Source organism: Seleniivibrio woodruffii (genome assembly GCF_004339245.1).
GTDB classification, from domain to species: domain Bacteria; phylum Chrysiogenota; class Deferribacteres; order Deferribacterales; family Geovibrionaceae; genus Seleniivibrio; species Seleniivibrio woodruffii.
In genome coordinates, this window is record NZ_SMGG01000003.1 from 704,888 (window position 1) to 723,778 (window position 18,891).

21 protein-coding genes are annotated in these 18,891 nt (G+C 49.2%); 6 read left to right on the forward strand and 15 right to left on the reverse strand.

Annotated elements, in window-relative coordinates; genetic code table 11:
• Positions 1-85: 85 nt before the first annotated feature.
• A complete protein-coding gene (locus C8D98_RS03355; protein ID WP_132872022.1) occupies positions 86-253 on the reverse strand; it encodes a 4Fe-4S ferredoxin in 168 nt (55 codons plus the stop codon).
• Positions 254-467: 214 nt separating this feature from the next.
• Between C8D98_RS03355 and C8D98_RS03360 the strand changes: the two genes are divergently transcribed.
• The 6 genes from C8D98_RS03360 (at position 468) to C8D98_RS03385 (ending at position 5,614) form a co-directional block, all read left to right on the forward strand.
• The gene (locus C8D98_RS03360) at positions 468-794 is read left to right on the forward strand and encodes a hypothetical protein (RefSeq protein WP_132872023.1); all 327 of its coding nucleotides are present in this window, start codon (positions 468-470) and stop codon (positions 792-794) included.
• A gap of 1 nt (position 795) precedes the next feature.
• Positions 796-1,332 carry an NUDIX hydrolase gene (locus C8D98_RS03365; RefSeq protein ID WP_132872025.1) on the forward strand — a complete coding sequence of 179 codons (537 nt, stop codon included), beginning with the start codon at positions 796-798 and terminating at the stop codon, positions 1,330-1,332.
• 158 nt (positions 1,333-1,490) lie between these two features.
• A complete protein-coding gene (locus C8D98_RS03370; protein WP_132872026.1) occupies positions 1,491-3,614 on the forward strand; it encodes an ATP-dependent helicase in 2,124 nt (707 codons plus the stop codon).
• 32 nt (positions 3,615-3,646) lie between these two features.
• Positions 3,647-4,348: a M15 family metallopeptidase gene (locus C8D98_RS03375; RefSeq protein WP_207891234.1), complete on the forward strand. Its 702-nt coding sequence runs from the start codon at positions 3,647-3,649 to the stop codon at positions 4,346-4,348.
• A gap of 166 nt (positions 4,349-4,514) precedes the next feature.
• On the forward strand, positions 4,515-4,724 hold the full coding sequence (locus C8D98_RS03380) for a TOBE domain-containing protein (RefSeq protein WP_132872030.1): 210 nt from the start codon (positions 4,515-4,517) through the stop codon (positions 4,722-4,724).
• A 380-nt stretch (positions 4,725-5,104) separates the two neighbouring features.
• On the forward strand, positions 5,105-5,614 hold the full coding sequence (locus tag C8D98_RS03385; RefSeq protein ID WP_132872032.1) for a flavin reductase: 510 nt from the start codon (positions 5,105-5,107) through the stop codon (positions 5,612-5,614).
• A gap of 244 nt (positions 5,615-5,858) precedes the next feature.
• Here C8D98_RS03385 and C8D98_RS14035 read toward each other — a convergent pair whose 3' ends face one another.
• The 14 genes from C8D98_RS14035 to C8D98_RS03455 form a co-directional block, all read right to left on the reverse strand.
• Positions 5,859-6,722, reverse strand: a complete 864-nt coding sequence (locus tag C8D98_RS14035) for an ABC transporter ATP-binding protein (protein ID WP_132872034.1) — start codon at positions 6,720-6,722, stop codon at positions 5,859-5,861.
• Positions 6,719-7,390: a molybdate ABC transporter permease subunit gene (gene modB, locus C8D98_RS03395; protein ID WP_132872036.1), complete on the reverse strand. Its 672-nt coding sequence runs from the start codon at positions 7,388-7,390 to the stop codon at positions 6,719-6,721. The genes C8D98_RS14035 and modB overlap by 4 nt, the downstream gene beginning before the upstream one ends.
• Position 7,391: 1 nt before the next feature.
• On the reverse strand, positions 7,392-7,793 hold the full coding sequence (locus C8D98_RS03400) for a TOBE domain-containing protein (protein WP_132872038.1): 402 nt from the start codon (positions 7,791-7,793) through the stop codon (positions 7,392-7,394).
• Positions 7,790-8,521 (reverse strand): molybdate ABC transporter substrate-binding protein, encoded by a 732-nt coding sequence (gene modA, locus C8D98_RS03405; RefSeq protein ID WP_132872039.1) that lies wholly within the window; start codon positions 8,519-8,521, stop codon positions 7,790-7,792. The genes C8D98_RS03400 and modA overlap by 4 nt, the downstream gene beginning before the upstream one ends.
• A 4-nt stretch (positions 8,522-8,525) precedes the next feature.
• Positions 8,526-9,218 (reverse strand): TOBE domain-containing protein, encoded by a 693-nt coding sequence (locus tag C8D98_RS03410; RefSeq protein ID WP_132872041.1) that lies wholly within the window; start codon positions 9,216-9,218, stop codon positions 8,526-8,528.
• A gap of 67 nt (positions 9,219-9,285) precedes the next feature.
• Positions 9,286-10,317 (reverse strand): AI-2E family transporter, encoded by a 1,032-nt coding sequence (locus C8D98_RS03415; protein WP_165871170.1) that lies wholly within the window; start codon positions 10,315-10,317, stop codon positions 9,286-9,288.
• Positions 10,318-10,378: 61 nt separating this feature from the next.
• A complete protein-coding gene (locus C8D98_RS03420) occupies positions 10,379-10,573 on the reverse strand; it encodes a YgaP family membrane protein (RefSeq protein WP_132872044.1) in 195 nt (64 codons plus the stop codon).
• A 5-nt stretch (positions 10,574-10,578) separates the two neighbouring features.
• Positions 10,579-13,791, reverse strand: coding sequence for an efflux RND transporter permease subunit (locus C8D98_RS03425; RefSeq protein ID WP_132872045.1), 3,213 nt, complete (start codon positions 13,789-13,791; stop codon positions 10,579-10,581).
• A complete protein-coding gene (locus C8D98_RS03430; protein ID WP_132872047.1) occupies positions 13,788-14,921 on the reverse strand; it encodes an efflux RND transporter periplasmic adaptor subunit in 1,134 nt (377 codons plus the stop codon). Before C8D98_RS03430 ends, C8D98_RS03425 begins: the two co-directional genes overlap by 4 nt.
• A 192-nt stretch (positions 14,922-15,113) precedes the next feature.
• The gene (locus C8D98_RS03435) at positions 15,114-16,433 is read right to left on the reverse strand and encodes a TolC family protein (protein WP_243640903.1); all 1,320 of its coding nucleotides are present in this window, start codon (positions 16,431-16,433) and stop codon (positions 15,114-15,116) included.
• A complete protein-coding gene (locus C8D98_RS03440; protein WP_132872049.1) occupies positions 16,403-16,705 on the reverse strand; it encodes an ArsR/SmtB family transcription factor in 303 nt (100 codons plus the stop codon). The genes C8D98_RS03435 and C8D98_RS03440 overlap by 31 nt, the downstream gene beginning before the upstream one ends.
• A gap of 301 nt (positions 16,706-17,006) precedes the next feature.
• Positions 17,007-17,393, reverse strand: a complete 387-nt coding sequence (locus C8D98_RS03445; protein ID WP_132872051.1) for a DUF134 domain-containing protein — start codon at positions 17,391-17,393, stop codon at positions 17,007-17,009.
• 150 nt (positions 17,394-17,543) lie between these two features.
• Positions 17,544-18,305, reverse strand: a complete 762-nt coding sequence (gene larB, locus C8D98_RS03450; protein ID WP_132872053.1) for a nickel pincer cofactor biosynthesis protein LarB — start codon at positions 18,303-18,305, stop codon at positions 17,544-17,546.
• Positions 18,298-18,891 carry an RlmE family RNA methyltransferase gene (locus tag C8D98_RS03455; protein WP_132872054.1) on the reverse strand — a complete coding sequence of 198 codons (594 nt, stop codon included), beginning with the start codon at positions 18,889-18,891 and terminating at the stop codon, positions 18,298-18,300. The genes larB and C8D98_RS03455 overlap by 8 nt, the downstream gene beginning before the upstream one ends.

Here is an 18,891-nt window from a genome sequence, read left to right on the forward strand (position 1 = left end):
TCCTAGCTGCCTTGTAGTATTTATGTTTAAAATAAAGCCCTGTAAAACACAGGGCTATATGGAAAAATTCTTTGTTTGCCGTTAATTACGCGTCGATAGCGTCTACAGGGCAGACTTCTGCGCAGGCGCCGCAGTCAGTGCAGGTATCGGGATCGATCATTCTTGCATCGTCGCCTTCGCTGATTGCGCCAACGGGGCACTCGTCTTCACATACGCCGCAGTTTGTGCAGCTGTCGTTGATAGTGTAAGCCATGTCATACCTCCATAATGTCTTCTAAGGGTTTAATAAGGCGTAAGTAGCCCGTTGTCAATAAGAAAAAGGCCGACCTTTCCTATTGAAATCCATTTTCATCAAATATATGCTTTTTTGTCATATTTTCCAGTGTCTTGTGATATTTTATGCTGAATATTTTTTTTTGATGTGCTATTGTGTTTCTCCCGTATAAAAGGCATTAAGGAGAATAGCAATGGTTGATAATATAGTATTTGCAAAACTTGTTTCCGGTGAGACCATTATCGGAATAAAAGACGAGTCTGAAGGCGTTGTTAAGGACGTTGTTCTGGTTCAGGCAATGCCCACCCACACAGGCTCACTTCAGATAGCAATAGTCCCCTTCGGATTTCCCTTCGAGGACGAAGTAAGAGGAAGCATCAGACTGGATCATGTCGTGTATGAATACAAAGACGTCCCCGCTGATCTTGCCAACAAATACGTTGAAACAAAATCAAACATCAGAATAGCCGGAAACCTCGGCGGTCTCGGCGGAAAATCCGACAGCGGCCTTATCCTTTAATATGCAGCGGGAATGGACGCTCACCGGACAGCGTGAGAAGTTCAAAGACGCTGTCCTTAAGGTTGAGCACAGAGACTACAGATTTGCCAAAACCTCGGAAACGGGTGTTTTCACCGTTGTCAGCATGAAGGACTGGGCGGTGATAATCCCTGTAACAAAAGAGGGAAAGTTCATCCTTGTCCGTCAGTTCCGTGTGGCCACGGGAGAGGTGACCTATGAGTTTCCCGGCGGCGCACTGGAAAACGGTGAAAATGCGCAGGACGGAGCGGCAAGGGAGCTGAAAGAGGAGACCGGATTTGAAGGCCGGATGAGTTTTCTGGCAAAGATGCGCCCGAACCCTGCTTTCATGGATAATTTCTGCTATGCTTATCTTGCGGAGGACTGCGAGAAGGTGGCGGAACTTAATCTGGATCCGTTTGAAGATATCGAACCCGTGGAAGTTACGGCGGAGGAACTTCGCAGTATGATTGCCGAAGGGAAGATAGCGCACAGCATCCCCCTTGCGGCCTACGGAGCTTATAAAGCACTGGGATACTGATTTGTCACTGCGAGGGTTTACCCGCAGCAGTCTCATAAAGTTTAGATAACTAAAAATGTAAATCCCCCTTAATCCCCCTTTGATAAAGGGGAAAAAAACCTCCTTTTGAAAAGGAGGGCAGGGGTGGATTCTCTTAAAACTACACGGAAACATAAAACATGCCTGATTATTCAAAAGAACTTAACCAACAGCAATATGAAGCGGTAACGAAGACAGAGGGACCTCTGCTGGTGCTTGCGGGAGCAGGAACCGGCAAAACCAGGGTGATAACCTACCGCATAGCCCATCTCATTAACAATCTCGGTGTGAGCGCACACAATATCCTTGCGGTGACCTTCACCAACAAGGCGGCAGGGGAGATGAAAGAGCGTATAATGAAGCTCGTTCCACGCTCTCAGGCCGACATCTGGATAGGCACTTTTCACTCAATCTGCCTGAGACTTCTCCGCCGTGACGGCCACCTTCTGGGGCTTGGCGCAGGGTTCGGGATACTGGATCAGGACGACAGGCTGTCTGTCGTTCGTGATATCGTAAAAAACCTCAATATCGACGTTAAAAAATATCCGCCCAAGCAGTATATGTGGCGCATCAGCAACTATAAGAACACCAGAGCCTACGTTGACGGGCTGAACCCCGGCACGGATCCTTTTCATATGATGGATGATGTGTTCAAGATCTATCAGCAGAAGCTGAAAGAGCAGAATTTCATCGACTTCGACGACATGCTTGCTCTGACCATCAGGCTGTTCCGCACAAATCCCGAAGTGCTTGAGTATTACAAAAATATGTTCCGCTATATCCTTGTGGATGAGTATCAGGATACAAACGACATTCAGTTTCTTTTTCTGAACATGCTTTCCGGCGACGATGCGAATATCTGCGTGGTGGGCGACGACGACCAGTCGATATACGGCTGGAGGGGTGCGGACATCCGAAATATCCTTGAGTTCGACAGCGTCTATCCTTCCGCAAAGATAGTCAGGCTCACAGAGAACTACAGAAGCCGCCCTGTGATACTCACTGCGGCTAACCAGCTCATAAAGAACAACAGCATGAGAAAGGGCAAAGACCTTCAGGCCTTCCGTGAGGAGGGCGGCATGGTTCAGGTCATGCCCGTTTCAAACGAGACCGCCGAGGCGGAATACGTTGTGGGCACAATAAAAAATTATCTTGATGAGGGCGTGCCCGCAGACGAGATAGCCGTTCTTTACAGAACCAACGCCCAGTCCCGTAACTTTGAGGTATTTCTGAACCGCCTGAACGTATCCTATAAGGTCATAGGCGGCATAAGCTTCTATCAGCGCAGAGAGATAAAGGATATCCTCAGTTACCTGAGACTGTACGACAACCCTTACGACACGGTATCCTTTGCAAGAAGCGTTAAGGCTCCCCCCAGAGGCGTGGGTGACACTGCTGTGGACAGCATAACCGAGTATGCATCCCATGAAGGCATCAACCTGCTTGAGGCATCGAAAAGGTTCCTCATTCAGATGAGAGGTGCGCAGAGAAAGGGTATGGAACCCTATCTGGCAGTTTTTGAAGAGCTGACAACCACACCCAAAATAAGCCAGATGGTCAAGCTGGTCATAGACAGCATCGATTACGAAGGGTTCATCAAACGCTATGAGGACGAACACGAAGCCGAAAAGCGCATCGACAACATAAAAGAACTTTATAACGCCGCCGTGCAGTTCGAAATGAACGTAAAGGACGGCACAATATCGGATTTCCTTGCGGCAACTTCGCTCACAACGTCCGTTGACGAAGGCGACGGAACCGCCGCAGTCAAACTTATGACGATCCACTCCGCAAAGGGGCTGGAATTTGAAAACGTTTTCCTCACGGGACTTGAGAACGGACTTTTCCCCCTTCAGGGCAGTCTGGACGAACCCGATCAGCTGGAGGAGGAGCGCAGACTCTGCTACGTCGGTGTTACCCGTGCAAAGCAGAACCTGCACATGAGCTATGCCGGAACCCGCATGGTCTACGGCAAGGTGAACCCCCAGAGACGCTCAGGGTTCATCGATGAAATGGGCATAGTCGGAATGAAGGCCGCACCCCAGAAACGCCCCGTACCCGAATATATCAAAACCGAGCGCAAAGCCGCCGTGGCCGCAAAAGAGATCAACGGCATAAAAAGCGGAAGCAAGGTAATGCATGAAATGTTCGGCGAGGGAATGGTGGTCGCCATCACCGGTTCCGGAGACACGGCGAACGTTGACGTGTTCTTCAAATCCGGCGGTCTGAAAAAGATCCGCATAGGCTTTCTTAAACCCGCATGAAAATTTTTTACGGGTGTGTTATCGCATTACTGATGTCTTCCGTTTGTCACGCCCTGCCGGACGGATTTGTTTATCTGCGGGATACAGCTCCGGACATCGCACATGACATAAGATATTTCAACTACCACAACTTTGTGGGCAGACCTGTTGACGGCTACGAAAAAGCGGAATGCATCCTGACCTCTCAGGCGGCGCAGGCTCTTAAAAAAGTTCAGGCTGAACTTGTTCCGATGGGGCTGGGACTGAAGGTGTACGACTGCTACCGCCCGCAAAAGGCGGTCGACCACTTCTCCCGCTGGGCGAAAGACTTTGCGGATACGAAAACAAAAGGGGAGTTCTACCCCGACGAGCCGAAAGAAACCCTGTTCAAACGGGGATATATAGCGCATAAATCGGGACATTCGAGAGGCGGCACGGTGGATCTGACCATAATCCCCCTCGGCAGCACACCGAAAGAGATTTTTATTCCCTACGAAAACCTCAGACGGTGCGATGCACCCTATGAGAAACGGTTCGGAGACAATTCCGTTGATATGGGAACAGGTTTCGACTGTTTCAGCGGTCTGTCGGCCACCGAAAACCCCCGCATAACGGGCACTGCCATGCAGAATCGCCTCCTGCTCAAAAGGGTTATGGAAAAACACGGATTCTATAACTACGAAAAGGAGTGGTGGCACTACACACTTAAAAACGAGCCCTTCGGAAAAACATACTTTTCATTTCCCGTCAGATAATTATTTTTTCGTTATCCGCTATCAGAATTAATTCCTTTAATGAATGCCGCATACATTATTAAAAGGTTATTTCATTGCGTTATTTTATTGATAAATAACGTCTTTTTCTTTGACTACAGTCTTCTGCGGTAATATATTCCAAATATGTTAACACAGGAGGTTCGTTATGAAATTCAGCGCAAGAAACGTTCTTGAAGGTAAAGTTAAGGATATTAAAGAGGGTTCCGTAAACGTTGAGGTGGTTGTTGAGCTTGCAGGCGGACAGGAAGTTGTTTCCGTCATCACAAAAGGCTCATGCGACAATCTGGCTCTGGAGAAGGGTAAAAAAGTGTATACTATTATGAAGGCATCCTCAATAATAGTCGCCGTAGACTGATAGTCTGCCGCTTACAGCACTTCGCATTTCTGCGTTGTCGGTCAAAAAATCTCCATCATGTACCTATGTGTACACTCAGCAGATTTTTTAACCTCAGCCTTGAACTGCTCGGCTCTAAGCAACAGGTGTGAAATATGCATTGTAGAAGGCACGGGTTTCCGTGCCTTTTTTGCTGTGTCACTGCGAAGCAGCGTAGCTGCTGCGGCAGTCTCATAACATTTGGCTGCCTGTATATGTGAGATTGCCACGTCAGCTTGCAGCCTCCTCGCAATGACAAAAAAATCCGTGCCTTTTTTGTAAGTAACTCACAAATTATCCTCTATTGAATAGTTCGATTAAATCGCTAAAATTAAGACAATTAAATTATCATGGAGGCAGATATGAGCGGGTTTTATTCCGAAAGTCCGGACAGCTTCAACTACAGCCCTTTCCGGATGATAGGCAAAGACTGGATGCTGGTTACGGCGGAGAAAGAGGGAAAGGTGAACACTATGACCGCATCCTGGGGCGGGCTGGGGGTTATGTGGGGCAGGAACGTTGCATTCATAGTTGTACGCCCCAGCCGATTCACTAAAGAGTTTATGGACGCTTCCGACAGTTTTTCCCTGACCTTTTTCGACAGGGAGAAATATTCGAAAATGCTGGGTTATATGGGAACGGTTTCCGGCAGAAATGAGGACAAAATAAAGGTTTCAGGTCTCACACTTGAGCATTACGAAGGAACACCCTATTTTACAGAGGCATCAAAGGTGATCCTTTGCAGAAAGATTTTTCGTCAGCCCATAGACCCGAAAAACTTCATCGCAGACGATATCGATTCAAAATGGTATCCCGAGCAGGACTATCACGATCTCTATATCGGAGAGGTCAACGAGATACTGTCGAAATAAAAAAAGGCACGGGTTTCCGTGCCTTAGGTTGTTGACAAAGTTTGCTTTGGACTGTTAAGCCTCCCTTTGGCAAAACATTCGCCTATCTTTGCGAATGTTTCTGCACCGGGCTAGCTAGAAAGGGAGGTTTGGAGGGATTTTTTTATTAGCAGGGAAATCCACCCTTCCCTCCTTTCCCAAAGGAGGGTTCAATAAAGCAAAACTATATAGTTTGTTATCAGTCTGAGGCACGGGTTTCCGTGCCTTATATCTTTTTAACCGAAGGGTTGAACGCCTTGGTGTAGACCAGAACCCTGTCGCCTATGCTTATATCCTCCGCTTCGGAGCGGGTGGCGACGACGTGTCCCACCTCGGAGCCGATGGAGAGCGTTAGCACATAGAGGCAGTCGCTCCTTTCAATTTTGAGAACCCGTGCGGTGAATTTGAATTTCCCGCTGATGGTGCTGTCTGTGAACACCTCTTCGGGTGTACCGATTCTGGTTATTACTCCGTCGTCCATGCAGTAGACCTTGTCCGCCAGCTTGAAGACCTCGCCCTTGTCGTGACTTACCAGTATGGTGGTCACACCGAGTGTGTCGTGGATAACTTTAAGTTCGTTTTGCAGAACATTGCGCATATCCGCATCCAGAGCCGCAAAAGGTTCATCCAGAAGCAGAATCTCCGGTTCCGCAGCCAGTGCTCTGGCCAGCGCAACCCTTTGTCTCTGTCCGCCGGAGAGTGTGGCGGGTTTTCTGTGGGTCAGCTCGGTCATGCCCACCATGTCGATGAGCCTGTCCACGTTTGACCTGTTCACTGAAGCATACTCCACATTTTTTCTGACGGTCATGTTGGGAAACAGTGCATAGTCCTGAAACACGAATCCGCATTTACGCTTATTAACAGGCACGTTTATCCTGTTCTTTTTGTCGAACCAGACCTTTCCGTCAATCCTGATAACTCCGTCGTCGGGGTCGGTCAGTCCTGCCAGAATGCGCAGAATTGTTGTTTTGCCCGCTCCGGATTTTCCGAAGAGTGAGCAGAAACCGCCCTTTTCGATATCCACCTTTGCGTGCATATCGACCTCTCCCGAGGCGGTCTTTATTCGTTTAACTACATCTATTTCAATCATATTGTCTTTCCGCTTATCTTCCTGTTTACCATATTGACCGTGACGAGCACAGCAAAAGCAAGAACGAACAGCACCGCCGAATAGAAGTGCGCCGTTGAATAGTTCATCGCCTCCACCTGATCATAAATGGCTATGGACGCCACTCTGGTTTCGTCCGGAATGCTTCCGCCTATCATAAGAACCACGCCGAACTCCCCCACCGTGTGTGCGAAGCTGAGGACAATGCCTGTTATCAGAGAGGGCTTTATGTTGGGAAGCATCACCATGAAAAAGGTTCGTATTCTGGATTTGCCCAGAGTGTATGATGCCTCTTTCAGAGAGTGGGGCAGGGCTTCGAACCCGGCCTGAACAGGCTGAACCATGAAGGGCAGACTGTATATCACCGATGCGAACACAAGGCCTTCGAAAGTGAAGACCATGCGGATGTCAAACTTTGCCAGAATACCGCCCAGAGATCCGTGGGGACCCATGAACACCAGCAGATAGAAACCAAGAACAGATGGGGGAAGCACGATGGGAAGCCCTGTTACGGATTCCACGATGGATTTTCCCCTGAAGTTTGCGGATGCCAGCCAGTAGGCAAAGGGAATGGCTGTGACAGCCAGAATGAGGGTTGTCACAGCCGCAAGTTCAAATGTAAGTATAAGCGGAGACAGAAGCTCTCTCATGCTAATCTCTCCGGCCTATTGCAATTTCGTTGGCTTTAATAAGGGCGGTCACCTCGGTTCCCACAGCCAGCCCCAGTCTTTCAACGGATTTGGTGGTTATCACCGATTCGATGCCCGTTCCGAAATCCAGAGCAAGGCTTGTGAAAATTTCACCCTTCTCCATGGCCGTTATTCTGGCGGGAAATCTGTTGTTGAGGCTCAGCTGGCCTATCTCGCCTGTGGCGATGATGACCTCGGTCTCTTTGAACAGCATGTTCACAGTGTTCCCTTCAAAAATGTATTTCAGCTCGCTGGGGCTGTCCAGAAGAACAGCAGTGGCGTTTTCGCCGAAAGTATCCAGCTCGCAGATTATTATCTGGCCGGAAGTGCGGTAATGAAGAATCTTAGCCTCTAAAACATTCATTTTTCGTAGCCGTATTTTTTCATGATCGCTGCGCCTTTGCTTTTGGTCAGATAGTTCATGAACTTCTGAGCTTCGGCAACGTCGCCTGCTTTAAGGATAACGCCGCCCTGTTCGATGGGTGCGTAGAGTTTTTTGTCAACGTCGAACCATGAACCGGCATCCTGAACTTTGCCGCTGGCAAGGTGTGACTTGGCTGCGAAGGCTGCTTCGGCAACGCCCGTCTGAATGTATGTGTCCATGGTGGAGATGCTTTCTCCCTGAACGATTCTGGGGGCTACGGCATCGTAAACGCCGGATGCTTTCATGGCTTCAACGGCCGCTCTGCCGTAGGGGGCTGTTGCGGGGTTGGCGATGGCGATCTTAACGTATTTGGGGTCTTTCAGGTCGGCGATCGACTTGATGTTATATTTTTTTGACCAGAGAACCAGAAGTCCTTCGGCATACATAACGGGTTTGTCGGTTGTGAGTCCGGCTTCGTACGCTTTCTGGGCGAAGCTCATGTCGGCGGCAAGAAAGATATCGAATTTTGCGCCGTTGATTATCTGTGCAACAAGTTTGCCCGATGCGCCGTATGTGGCTTTAACATCGGTTCCGGTGTCTGCTTTGTAGGCCTTGGCGACCTCTTCCAGAGCAAACTGAAGGTTAGCCGCAGCGGAGATGGTGAGTTCTTTTGCAAAGGCCGTTGTGGAGATGGCCAGTGCAAGTGCAAGGATCAGAAGTTTTTTCATGATGTCACCTCATTATTAATGCTGAAGCTGTTTTGAAAAGTGCAAATATCTCCATTCCCGGTTTGAGCCCCAGTTTTTCGGAGCTGGCCGCCATAATGCTGAGTTTCAGCGGTGTGCCGCATGCCGTTTTCAAAAGTACCTCAGTCTTGTCCTTTTCGTTTTCAACTTTTTCGGTGGTTGTGCGCAGAATGTTTCTTGCGCTGGTTTTCAGCTTGTCGCTGTCAACGAGGATAATATCTTTGGGATTGATGAAAACCGAAACAGATTCTCCGGGTTTCAGATCCGGATCGAGCATTGAGCCAGAAATGATGTCACCCTGATCGGTTTTAACCACAGCATAACTGTCGGCTATGGTCTGAATAACGCCTGTTAACTTGTTCGATTCGCTCAGTGTTCCGAGATACATCATATGCAGTCTGCTGAGGTGATTATAGGTCTTGATCAGTTCCAGACCTGCCTTTGTGAGGGTTGTGCCGCCGCCTCCTTTTCCCCCCGTCTGTCTCTCCACCAGCGGTGTGCCGAATATCTCGTTAAGCAGGTTTATGCTGTCCCATGCGGCTTTGTAGCTCATTTTGATGCTTTCAGCCGCTTTCTTAATGGAGCCTGTCGCCTGCACCAGTTCCAGCAGTTTTATCCTGCCGTGCCCTGCTATCCCGTTTCCGTTAATATCTATCCAGAGTTTGCCGTCTATTTTCATAAGCGTTATGTAGCATGGAATATAACGGTGTGCAAGAGGAAAATGTCAGAGACAGGACAGGGTTGGATTATTGTGCTGAACGCTGGTTGATAAGCACCCGCAGAAAAGCCGCCACAGGCAGGGCTATGATCATTCCGCCTATGCCGAACAGCGCACCGCCCGCCATCAGAGAAAAAATTACCGCCGTGGGGTGCAGTCCCAGAGAACCTCCGAGGATTCTGGGTGTTATGAAGTTGCCCTCGAAAAACTGAACGAGAGCAAAACCGGCGATGACCATTGTCGGATGCAGAAAATCGCCGTATTGAAGAGCCGCCAGAATGACGGAAACAGTGAACCCGACAATGAAGCCGAGGTAGGGAACAACGCTCAGGATTCCGGACACAGTGCCAACAATAACGGCGGGTTTTATTCCGGCTATAAAGAGCACGAGGGTGTAGAGCAGACCGAGGATCGCCGCAACGATTATCTGCCCTCTGAAATAGGTTGAGAGGATGTTGTCGAACTCCCTGTAGTAACCGGTGAAATCCATTTTGAACCGTGTATTGAGAAACTCCAGCATCTTAGCCAGAATCTTGTCGAAATCCTTAAGGAAATAGAACACCAGAATGGGCACAAGGGCGATGTTCAGTATAACAGAGACCATGGACGAGAAAGAGGACATGAGACTGGACATGCTTGAGAATATCTCTTTCAGATAGTCGCTGCTGTGGGAGCCGATATGCTGTTTCAGAGTGTTCACATCCAGCTGTATGTCGAACACTGCGGCTGATGTCTGGACGAAACCGAAAAGAGAATCCACATAGTTTGCAACGTTGTTGGAGAGGTATTGCAGTTCCGATGCGGCAACGGGGATGAGCCACGCCAGAAGCAGAACTATCAGTGCGGCGGTAAGTGCCATCATGACCAGAATGGTCACCGAACGGGGTATTTTCCGTTCTTCAAACTTGTCCACCACCGGATCGAACATGTATGCTATGAAAAATGAAACGGCGAAAACCGTTATTATCGTCTGCAGTTTGAACAGCAGAACGACGACACCTGTTGCTATTGCGGCTATGAGTAGGTTTTTGTAGTTGATCTCAACTTTAATAATGCTCATGGCACTGTATAGCATAAAAAAAATGAGCCCGACAGAGAAACTATCGGGCTCGTTTGATTTTTTATATCTCCCTTATTCCCGCCTTGCGGAGGATATCCTCCAGAAGGCACCATTTGGTGAAGGCGGACTGGAGCAGGTTAAGCCCCACGAAGGCCGCCAGAGCCAGCCACCATTTCTGGTCTGTTGCCAGAAAAAGCCCGATGCTCAGCAGGATCATTATCCCGGGTACAAGTCTTAAAATATCTTTGATAGACATGATTATTACTCCTTATATCTTTTATCCCAGAACCTCTTATGGAAGAAATACATAAGAGGGATTATCAGCAGTGTCAGCACCGTGGACACCACGGCTCCCGTAATGAGCGACACGCCCAGACCCGCAAAGATGGGGTCGGGGAGCATGAAAAGTGCGCCCGTTATAACCGCTACCGTGGTCAGCACAACCGGGCGGGTTCTGATAGCTCCGGATTCGATTACCGCCTCACGCAGGGTTCTGCCGTTTGCCAGTGCATGCTCTATGAAATCTATCAGGAGCACTGCGTTTCTTACCATTATACCCGCAAGGGCGATGAAGCCTATCATGCTGGTGGCGGTGAAGAACTGACCGAACAGGAAGTGTCCGGGGATGATGCCCAGAAGCGACAGAGGGATGGGTACCATCATTATTATGGGGGTCACGAACGAGCGGAACCAGCCCACCAGAACAAAATACATAAGCACCAGAACCGCCGCAAACGCCAGACCGAGGTCACGGAACACCTCATAGGTTATCTGCCATTCACCGTCCCACTTTATAGACGGCAGATCATAGGTCTCCGGCTGTCCCGTCCAGTATTGTTTAACGTCAACTCCGTGCCACTGTATCTGCGACATTCTCTCTTTCATATCCAGAATGGCGTATACGGGGCTTTCAACCTCTCCGGCAACGTCGGCAACAACGTAGGTCACAGGCTTCATGTTCTTATGGTAGATGGCCTTGTCCTTGAGTTTCTGTCGAACGGTCACCAGTTCGCCGAGACTGACGGGCTGACCGCTCATGGAGATTATTGTTATCTCCTGAAGGGTCTCAAGCATATTCCGTCTGTCCTCAGGCAGTTTAATGGTTATGTCAACAGGTTCCCTGTCCTCTTCGGTGTGGAGCACACCGGCCTTCATGCCCTGAAGAGCCGTATAGAGAGTCTTTGATACCATCTCGGAGGAGATGCCCATGACGGCGGCCTTCTGCTTGTCCACCTGAAGGTCGTACTGCATCATGTCGTCCTCTTCGTAGGTATCTATATCCACGACGCCCTTTGTGGTTCTGAAGATGTCGAGCACCTGTTTTGCCACGTCCGAGCGGGTCTTTTCGTCAGGTCCGTAAACCTCTGCCACAAGGGTGGAGAGCACGGGAGGGCCGGGCGGAACTTCTGCAATTTTTATATTTGCCTGATATTTATTGCCTATCTCCTGAACCTGCGGACGGAGTTTCTTGGCCATCTCGTGGCTGTCCAGTTTCCGCTGGCTCTTGTCCACAAAATTCACTTGAATGTCCGCAACGTTATGGCCACGGCGCATGAAATAGTGGCGCACCAGACCGTTGAAGTTATAGGGCGAAGAGATTCCGGTGTATATCTGATAGTCCTTGACCTCGTCCACCGTCGCCAGATACTTGCCAACCTCGGATGCCACAAGGTTCGTCCGCTCAAGGGGGGTTCCTTCCGGCATGTCTATAACTATCTGAACCTCGTTCTTGTTATCGAAGGGGAGCATCTTCATCACCACAAGGTTTGTAGGGATGAAAAGGAACGCACCGAAAAACAGCGAAAGCATCACAACTCCGAAAAGTATCCTGTTGCGTGCGCTGTCTATCAGCAGTGAGAACGATTTATTGTAAACTGAATAGAGTTTTGTCTTTTTAACGTATGCGGCCTCATCCTCAACGGGTTCGCCTGCGTTCTTTGCCGCATGCCCCGCCAGAAGTTTATAGGCCAGCCAAGGGGTGATTATCAGCGCAACGAACAGCGAGAATATCATCGCAAGGGATGCGCCGATTGGCATGGGCTTCATGTAGGGTCCCATAAGCCCCCTTACGAAAGCCATGGGGAATATGGCAACGATCACCGTCACGGTGGCAAGAATAGTGGGGTTGCCCACCTCGCCAACCGCATAGATGGCCTTTTGCAGCAGGTTTTTTGCACCGAGGCGGAAATGCCGTTCCATGTTCTCAACAACGATGATTGCATCGTCCACCACAAGCCCTGCAACGAAGATAAGGGCGAATAGCGTAACTCTGTTGAGTGTGTAGTCGAACATGAAATATACGAAGAAGGTCAGAGCGAACGTCACGGGAAGCGCAACGAACACCACCGCACCCGCACGCCAGCCCATGGTGAGGCTCATTACGATTATCACCGCAATGATTGCGCCCACAAGGTGCTCTATGAGGGTCATAACCTTTACGAATGCCGTTTCGCCGTAGTTTCTGGTGACCTCAACGTGAACGTCGTCGGGGATTATGTAGCCTTTCAGCATGTCGAGCTTATGGAGCACCGCTTCAGACACCACCACCGAGTCGCTCCCCTGTCTTTTGGAGATGGAGAGGGTCACGGCCGGATAGCGTTCGGTGTCTTTTGATGCTTTGAAGCCCATCAGAAGAATATGGTCGGGAATTTCCGGGCCGTCGGTCACTTCGGCAACGTCCTTCATGTAGACCGCTTTGCCCTGCGCAACGCCCACCACCATGTTCCTGAGCGCCTCGGCATCTTTATAGAATCCGCCTGCGCTGACATACAGAACTTTGTTGTTCTTGGTTATCTCGCCTGTGTTAAGGGATAGGTTGCTCATCTCCACCGCTTTGTGCAGTCGGAAGAGGTCGAGGTTGTAGCTTTTCAGCTTTTCTATGTTCGGCTCAATGCGCACCATGCGTTTGTAGCCGCCGATTATCTCGGTTTTGGATACGTTGTCCACCTCTTTCAGGTTCTTCTGAACCTCGGAGACTATCCTGCGCAGCTGGTATGAGTCGTATTTCTCCGACCAGAAGGTGAAGGCCATCTGGGGCACGTCGTCGATGGACTGTTTCTTTATTAAAGGGGACTGAACGCCGTGGGGCATTCTGTCCATGTTGTAGTCGATCTTGTCTTTCAGCTTGGTGATGGATTTTTCCTCATCCTCGCCCACCTTGAAACGCACAATGACCATGCTCAGGTCGTTCATGCTGGTGCTGTAGACGTATTCCACGCCGGGAATCTCCCAGATTATCTCCTCCAGAGGTTCCGTGACCGCTTTTTCAACATCCTTGGCGGTTGCTCCGGGGTAGGGGACGAGAATGTCCACCATTGGCACGACTATCTGGGGTTCCTCCTCTTTGGGGGTCATGATGATGGACACCATGCCTATGAAAAGCGTGGCTATCACCAGAAGGGGAGTTATTTTTGATGTTATGAATGCGGCGGCAATTCTGGCCGCCAGATTCTTCTTATCCGGATTTTCCATCATTTCGCCTCAAGTATGTCGCCGGATTTCAGCACTGCCGCATTGGACGAAACAACCTTCTCGCCTGCGGACAGACCTGAAAGTATCTCCGTGAAGCCGCCGAAGTCACGTCCGGTCTTCACCACACGCATGTCGGCCTTGCCCTTGTCGTTCACGAAAACGAGGCTGAGCTGACCACGGATCACCACTGCGGAATCGGGAACAGCTATCACCTTTTCAACTCCGGTGATGAACCGCACCTTGGCGAACATCCCCTGCGCCAGTTTTTCAGAGCCGGAGAGTTTTACCTTAAAGTTGCCCGTGGCGGGGTCTATGTCGGGGCTTATCTCAAGAACTTTGCTTTCGAACTCCTCGCCTGTGGAGTCGATGGACACAGTGGCTTTCGTACCCAGTTTCAGAGCGGATATCATGTTCTGGCTGATGTATGCCACTATGACGGGAACGTTGTTGCCGACTTTCAGCACAGGGCTTCCGGGGTTCGCAAGGTTTCCGGCATCCATGTTCTTTTCCAGAACAACACCGTCAAAGGGTGCTCTGAGCTGTGTATATGAAAGATAGGTGTTCACCTCGCCACGCATTGCGCCCGCCTGACCGGAGCGTATCTTTGCCTGCTGAACCTTTTCGGCTGAAAGGGCAAGGTTCTCCTTTGCGAGTTTATACTGGGATTCCACCTGATCAAATTCCTGTTTGCTGACACTGCTGTTTCTGATGAGGTTCAGATATCTGTTGTATGTCTTTTCGGCAAGGTCGAACTCGGATTTCGCCATCTTGTAGCCTATTTCGGCCTGACGCATGGCGTTCTGTGTCTCCATTTCGCCGGAGGCCGCAATGGCCATCTTCTGTTCAAGCTCCCCGCTCTTTATAACCGCCAGAAGCTGACCGGCCTTTACCTGCTGACCGGGAGTCACCAGAATCTGCTCAACGTAGCCTGTCACTTTCGGTATCATGACGGCTGTTTTGTCGCTGGACACTGTGGCTGTGAAAACCCTTGTGGAGTCGGCATCCGTAAGCTTTACCTCATGGAGCTGAACCTTAACCGTGGCGGGTGTCTTGGCCGCTTCTTCCTTCTTTTCGCCGCCGCATGCGGTCAGCAGAGACAAAATGGCTGCCGATACAATAAACTTACGCAACATCTTCAAACCCCTTTAATTCTGTTATATTCGGATAATATGATATTTGTGGCGCAATTATCAAGTGATTTATTCACTTAAAGTTCAGTTGGACAAATATATGTATTATACCACCGGATCGTGGCTGGCGGGACTATGGCGTCCTTTCTTCAAACGGCTCCCCGCAAAAGACAGGGAGCCTGAAAAGAATACTGATTATTTAAGGTTTCCGGCCGCCAGATGCAGTCCGGCCATTTCGACTATCTCCTGATATTCGGACATATAAAGAGAAAGTTCCGCCTGTTTCAGGTCAACCTCCCTGTCCAGAAGCTCAGTTATCTTCGAAAGACCCTCGTTGAATCTGTTCTCAGTGATGGTCAGCGCCGCAAAGGCAGCCTCCACACGTTTTTTTGAGGCCTCGATCTGTTTTGAAGCGGCAATTACGCCGTAATAAGAATTTTTGATCTCGGACTTGATCTCAAGTTTTTTATCGGCAATGCGGTGCATAAGCGACAGCTGTCTGCTTTTTGTTTCGCCAACTTTGTTGTGGTCGCTGAAACCTTTGAAAAGGTTCAGATCGGCCTGAACTCCGTAGGTTGTTCCGTTTCCGTTGTCGCCGAAGAATTTGTCATCGTTGCGCTGGTAGTCGGCAAAGAGATATACCGAGGGCAGAAAGGCTGATTTTGCCTTTTTGTTCTCGTATTCAGCGGATTTCAGATAGTTCTGCATGGCTATGAGGTCCTGTCTTTCGGAAAGACCCAGAGCGGTATATTTCGCCACGTCCTCCGAAAATTCAAGTTCGGGTGTTGTCCAGACGACCTTGATGGGTTCGTCCGTGTCCAAAAGCCTCTGCAGGTTGCTTGTTGCCACCGCATGCTGTTTCTCGGCCTCTTTAACCGCCTGCTCGTTCATCAGCAGGTAGCTTTCGGAGACCATCAGGTCGCTTTTAACTATCAGTCCGTTATTGAAGAAATCCTTTGCCGTCCTGTAGTACCTTTCGGTACGTTCATACGAGTGTCTGGCGGTGTCCAGTGCCTTTTCGGCCAGAGCAAGACCGTAAAACGCCATATGAAGGTTATAAAGGGTGAACTGAGTCGCTCTTTCGGTCTCCATGCGGCTGGCCTGATATGCCATGTCCGCCTGCTTTACACCGAAATAGATCTGTCCCTGCATAAACACCGGCTGCATCACCTGCACCTGTGTGGTGTAGCTGGTGACTCTGTCGGGGTTTGCCATGTTGTTTGTGAAATAGTTCATGTCGAACCTGCCCTGTCTGGCAGTCGCAAACGCAGCATTGCCCGGTTCGTCCGTCTTCATAAGGGTCTGATGCAGGCTGAGCGTGGGCAGAAATGCCCCTTTAGCCTGATCTTTAACATATCCTGCCGCTTCTTCGCCCGCTTTATAGGACTTTATGACGTATGAGTTTTTCAGTGCCATGTCCTTTGCCTGGGCAAAAGTGAGCGAAACCGCCTGTGCCTGTGCTGCCGCAAAAAGCAGAATCAGGCTTAGTGTGAACCCTCGCATGGGGATACGCATCCTGTCTTCTCCATTAATTCTTTAGTCATAGCTTTGATGCCGTCGTCAGCTATGCTGTAGCATATGCTTGTTCCGGATCTTTTTCCCTTGATGAGCCCCTTGTTCTTGAGTATGGCAAGGTGCTGACTTGTGGTTGCCTGAGGTATATCAAGTCCTTTGCAAATTTTGGTCACGTTGCACTCGTTGCTCATTAGGCCGACCATAAGTTTGAGTCTGATGGGGTGGCCGATCGCCTTAAGCTTTTCCGAGTACGTTGAGAACCATTCTTCCATAATAAATCCTCCAGAGAAAAATGAATATATGAATATTATGGACATACCGTTTTTATGTCAATATTAAACTTATGAGTAATTGTGTAGAAAATATGTGTTTTGATATCAGGAGGATAGTCAACTTATTGTCAGGCATTCATTTTGTCAACATTTTGCATATTTATAGCAGGTATTTGCGAAAGTTATAGGGTTTTATGACGCACACCGTGTATTGGGAGAGTATAGAAAAGATTTAAAAAAATTTTTTGAGAAATGAAGAAAAAAATAAAAAGGCGGCCCGAAAGCCGCCTCAGAGTTTAACTTAGCAATAGCTCTCTTCGAGAGCCGCCGCAGAATGCTTTCTTCTTTCAATCCTGCTGTCGGGCAGGGCTTGTTTGAAGACGCTGCATCCTCTGTCCTGAAACGTAACGTTGCCGCCTGAGATATTCAGTTCTGAACCTTCAATAATAAATGATGCGACTTTGATTCTGGCTTTTTCAACCAGTCTTGAGAATGTAGGGCGTGAGATGTTCATAAGAACAGCCGCATCCTCGTGAGAGAGTCCCTGATAGTCTGCAAGGCGGATAGCCTCGAACTCGTCAAGGGTGAGGTTTACAGCTTTGAGTTTTTTTGCTGAGATACCTCTGGGTTTGAAACTGGAAATTTCGGGTTGCGCGCCTATAACTCTAGGCTTAGATGGTCTGGGCATTTTCTCCTCCGTTTTTTCACAATAAAATGTCTCAAATAAGTATATTTATGGACATAAGCTAGCATTTCGCTTTAAAAAATACCATAGGAAAATGAATAAATGTTCGTTAATCAACAAAACCTGCATATTCAAATAATGCTCTATAGTGCATTACTGGCGGGTTCTGTATTTGTTTAATGTATTAATAATCCTGATTGCTGACATTGCAGCGCCGAATCCGTTGTCAATATTCACCACTGTCAGACCCGCCGCACAGCTGGTCAGCATGGCAAAAAGGGCGGTGAAACCGTTCAGAGCAGTGCCGTAGCCTGTTGAGGTGGGCACAGCTATCACCGGCTGGGGAAACATCCCGCCTGTGATGGAGGGCAGTGCGCCTTCCATTCCGGCAACAACGATTATCACGTCCGCATCCGATATCTCATTTTTGTAGCTGAGGAATCTGTGTATGCCAGCCACGCCGATATCGGCATAAAGCTTTGCGCTGACGCCATTGAAGGCCAGAATCTCTGCCGCCTCCTTCGCCGTGCGCATGTCGCTTGTTCCCGCAGTAATGACCGCCACCGAGCCCTGTTTTGTGTCTATGGGCTTAACTATGCGCTTCATTATTCCTGCGTCCGCCGCAAAGGTGCAGTCGGGGCAGAGGGGTTCAAGCTCCTTTATCTTCTCTTCAGACAGTCCCGTGCAGATGAGGTTCAGACCTTTTTCTGCATAGGTTGCGGCAATTGAAGCAAGCTGGGCAACGGTCTTTCCTCTGCCGTATACAACCTCTTCAAAACCCACACGGTTCTTTCTGTCCGTATCGATCTTGACCTCTTCGCCGTCGGAAAATCCTCTGATAAGCTCCTGAGCCTGTTCAGGGTTTACGGAACCTTCGGAGACAAGCTTCAGAACGGATAAAAGATCTTTATTCACTCTTTAAACCTTTGAAACCTTTCATAATAACATACATTTCGAATGAGCCTTTTCTGGTGGCCTCTGGACGGAACTGCTTGCAGAACTCGAAATGCACTCTCATCTCTTTCACCAGTGCGTCCCTGTCCTCTCCTTCGAATACCTTGCAGACGAAATTTCCGCCGGGCTTCAGAACGGAGCAGGCAAAATAGAATATTTTACGCACAAGTTCAATAGAATTTACGTGGTCGAGCAGTTTTGATCCGGAAGTGTTCGGTGCGGCATCGGAAATCACCGCATCATAGCCGGAACTGACAGCCAGAACCTTGTCAACAGTCTCCTGTTCGGTTATGTCACCCTGAATGAAGGTGTAGCGGTCAAGTTCCATTTCGCCGGTCTCCAGAAGGTCAACGCCCACTATGCGGGTCTTTGACATCTGCGCCACGACCTGAGACCAGCCTCCGGGGGCACAGCCCACATCGAGAACGTATTGCCCGTTCCTGTATATCTCATATTTCTTGTTAAGCTCAATGAGCTTGTATGCCGCTCTGGAGCGGTAGCCCTCTCGCTTTGCTTTTTTGTAGAATGCGTCCTGTCTGTTGTACAT

Coding starts and splice junctions, on each gene's coding strand:
- modB (WP_132872036.1), bottom strand. CDS start 7,390: ATGAGAGAGCTTCTGTCTCCGCTTATACTTACATTTGAACTTGCGGCT.
- C8D98_RS03430 (WP_132872047.1), bottom strand. CDS start 14,921: ATGTTGCGTAAGTTTATTGTATCGGCAGCCATTTTGTCTCTGCTGACC.
- C8D98_RS03360 (WP_132872023.1), top strand. CDS start 468: ATGGTTGATAATATAGTATTTGCAAAACTTGTTTCCGGTGAGACCATT.
- C8D98_RS03455 (WP_132872054.1), bottom strand. CDS start 18,891: ATGTACAACAGACAGGACGCATTCTACAAAAAAGCAAAGCGAGAGGGC.
- C8D98_RS03355 (WP_132872022.1), bottom strand. CDS start 253: ATGGCTTACACTATCAACGACAGCTGCACAAACTGCGGCGTATGTGAA.
- C8D98_RS03380 (WP_132872030.1), top strand. CDS start 4,515: ATGAAATTCAGCGCAAGAAACGTTCTTGAAGGTAAAGTTAAGGATATT.
- C8D98_RS03415 (WP_165871170.1), bottom strand. CDS start 10,317: ATGAGCATTATTAAAGTTGAGATCAACTACAAAAACCTACTCATAGCC.
- C8D98_RS03410 (WP_132872041.1), bottom strand. CDS start 9,218: ATGAAAATAGACGGCAAACTCTGGATAGATATTAACGGAAACGGGATA.
- C8D98_RS03385 (WP_132872032.1), top strand. CDS start 5,105: ATGAGCGGGTTTTATTCCGAAAGTCCGGACAGCTTCAACTACAGCCCT.
- C8D98_RS14035 (WP_132872034.1), bottom strand. CDS start 6,722: ATGATTGAAATAGATGTAGTTAAACGAATAAAGACCGCCTCGGGAGAG.
- modA (WP_132872039.1), bottom strand. CDS start 8,521: ATGAAAAAACTTCTGATCCTTGCACTTGCACTGGCCATCTCCACAACG.
- C8D98_RS03370 (WP_132872026.1), top strand. CDS start 1,491: ATGCCTGATTATTCAAAAGAACTTAACCAACAGCAATATGAAGCGGTA.
- C8D98_RS03365 (WP_132872025.1), top strand. CDS start 796: ATGCAGCGGGAATGGACGCTCACCGGACAGCGTGAGAAGTTCAAAGAC.
- C8D98_RS03375 (WP_207891234.1), top strand. CDS start 3,647: ATGTCTTCCGTTTGTCACGCCCTGCCGGACGGATTTGTTTATCTGCGG.
- C8D98_RS03445 (WP_132872051.1), bottom strand. CDS start 17,393: ATGCCCAGACCATCTAAGCCTAGAGTTATAGGCGCGCAACCCGAAATT.
- C8D98_RS03420 (WP_132872044.1), bottom strand. CDS start 10,573: ATGTCTATCAAAGATATTTTAAGACTTGTACCCGGGATAATGATCCTG.
- C8D98_RS03425 (WP_132872045.1), bottom strand. CDS start 13,791: ATGATGGAAAATCCGGATAAGAAGAATCTGGCGGCCAGAATTGCCGCC.
- C8D98_RS03440 (WP_132872049.1), bottom strand. CDS start 16,705: ATGGAAGAATGGTTCTCAACGTACTCGGAAAAGCTTAAGGCGATCGGC.
- C8D98_RS03435 (WP_243640903.1), bottom strand. CDS start 16,433: ATGCGTATCCCCATGCGAGGGTTCACACTAAGCCTGATTCTGCTTTTT.
- C8D98_RS03400 (WP_132872038.1), bottom strand. CDS start 7,793: ATGAATGTTTTAGAGGCTAAGATTCTTCATTACCGCACTTCCGGCCAG.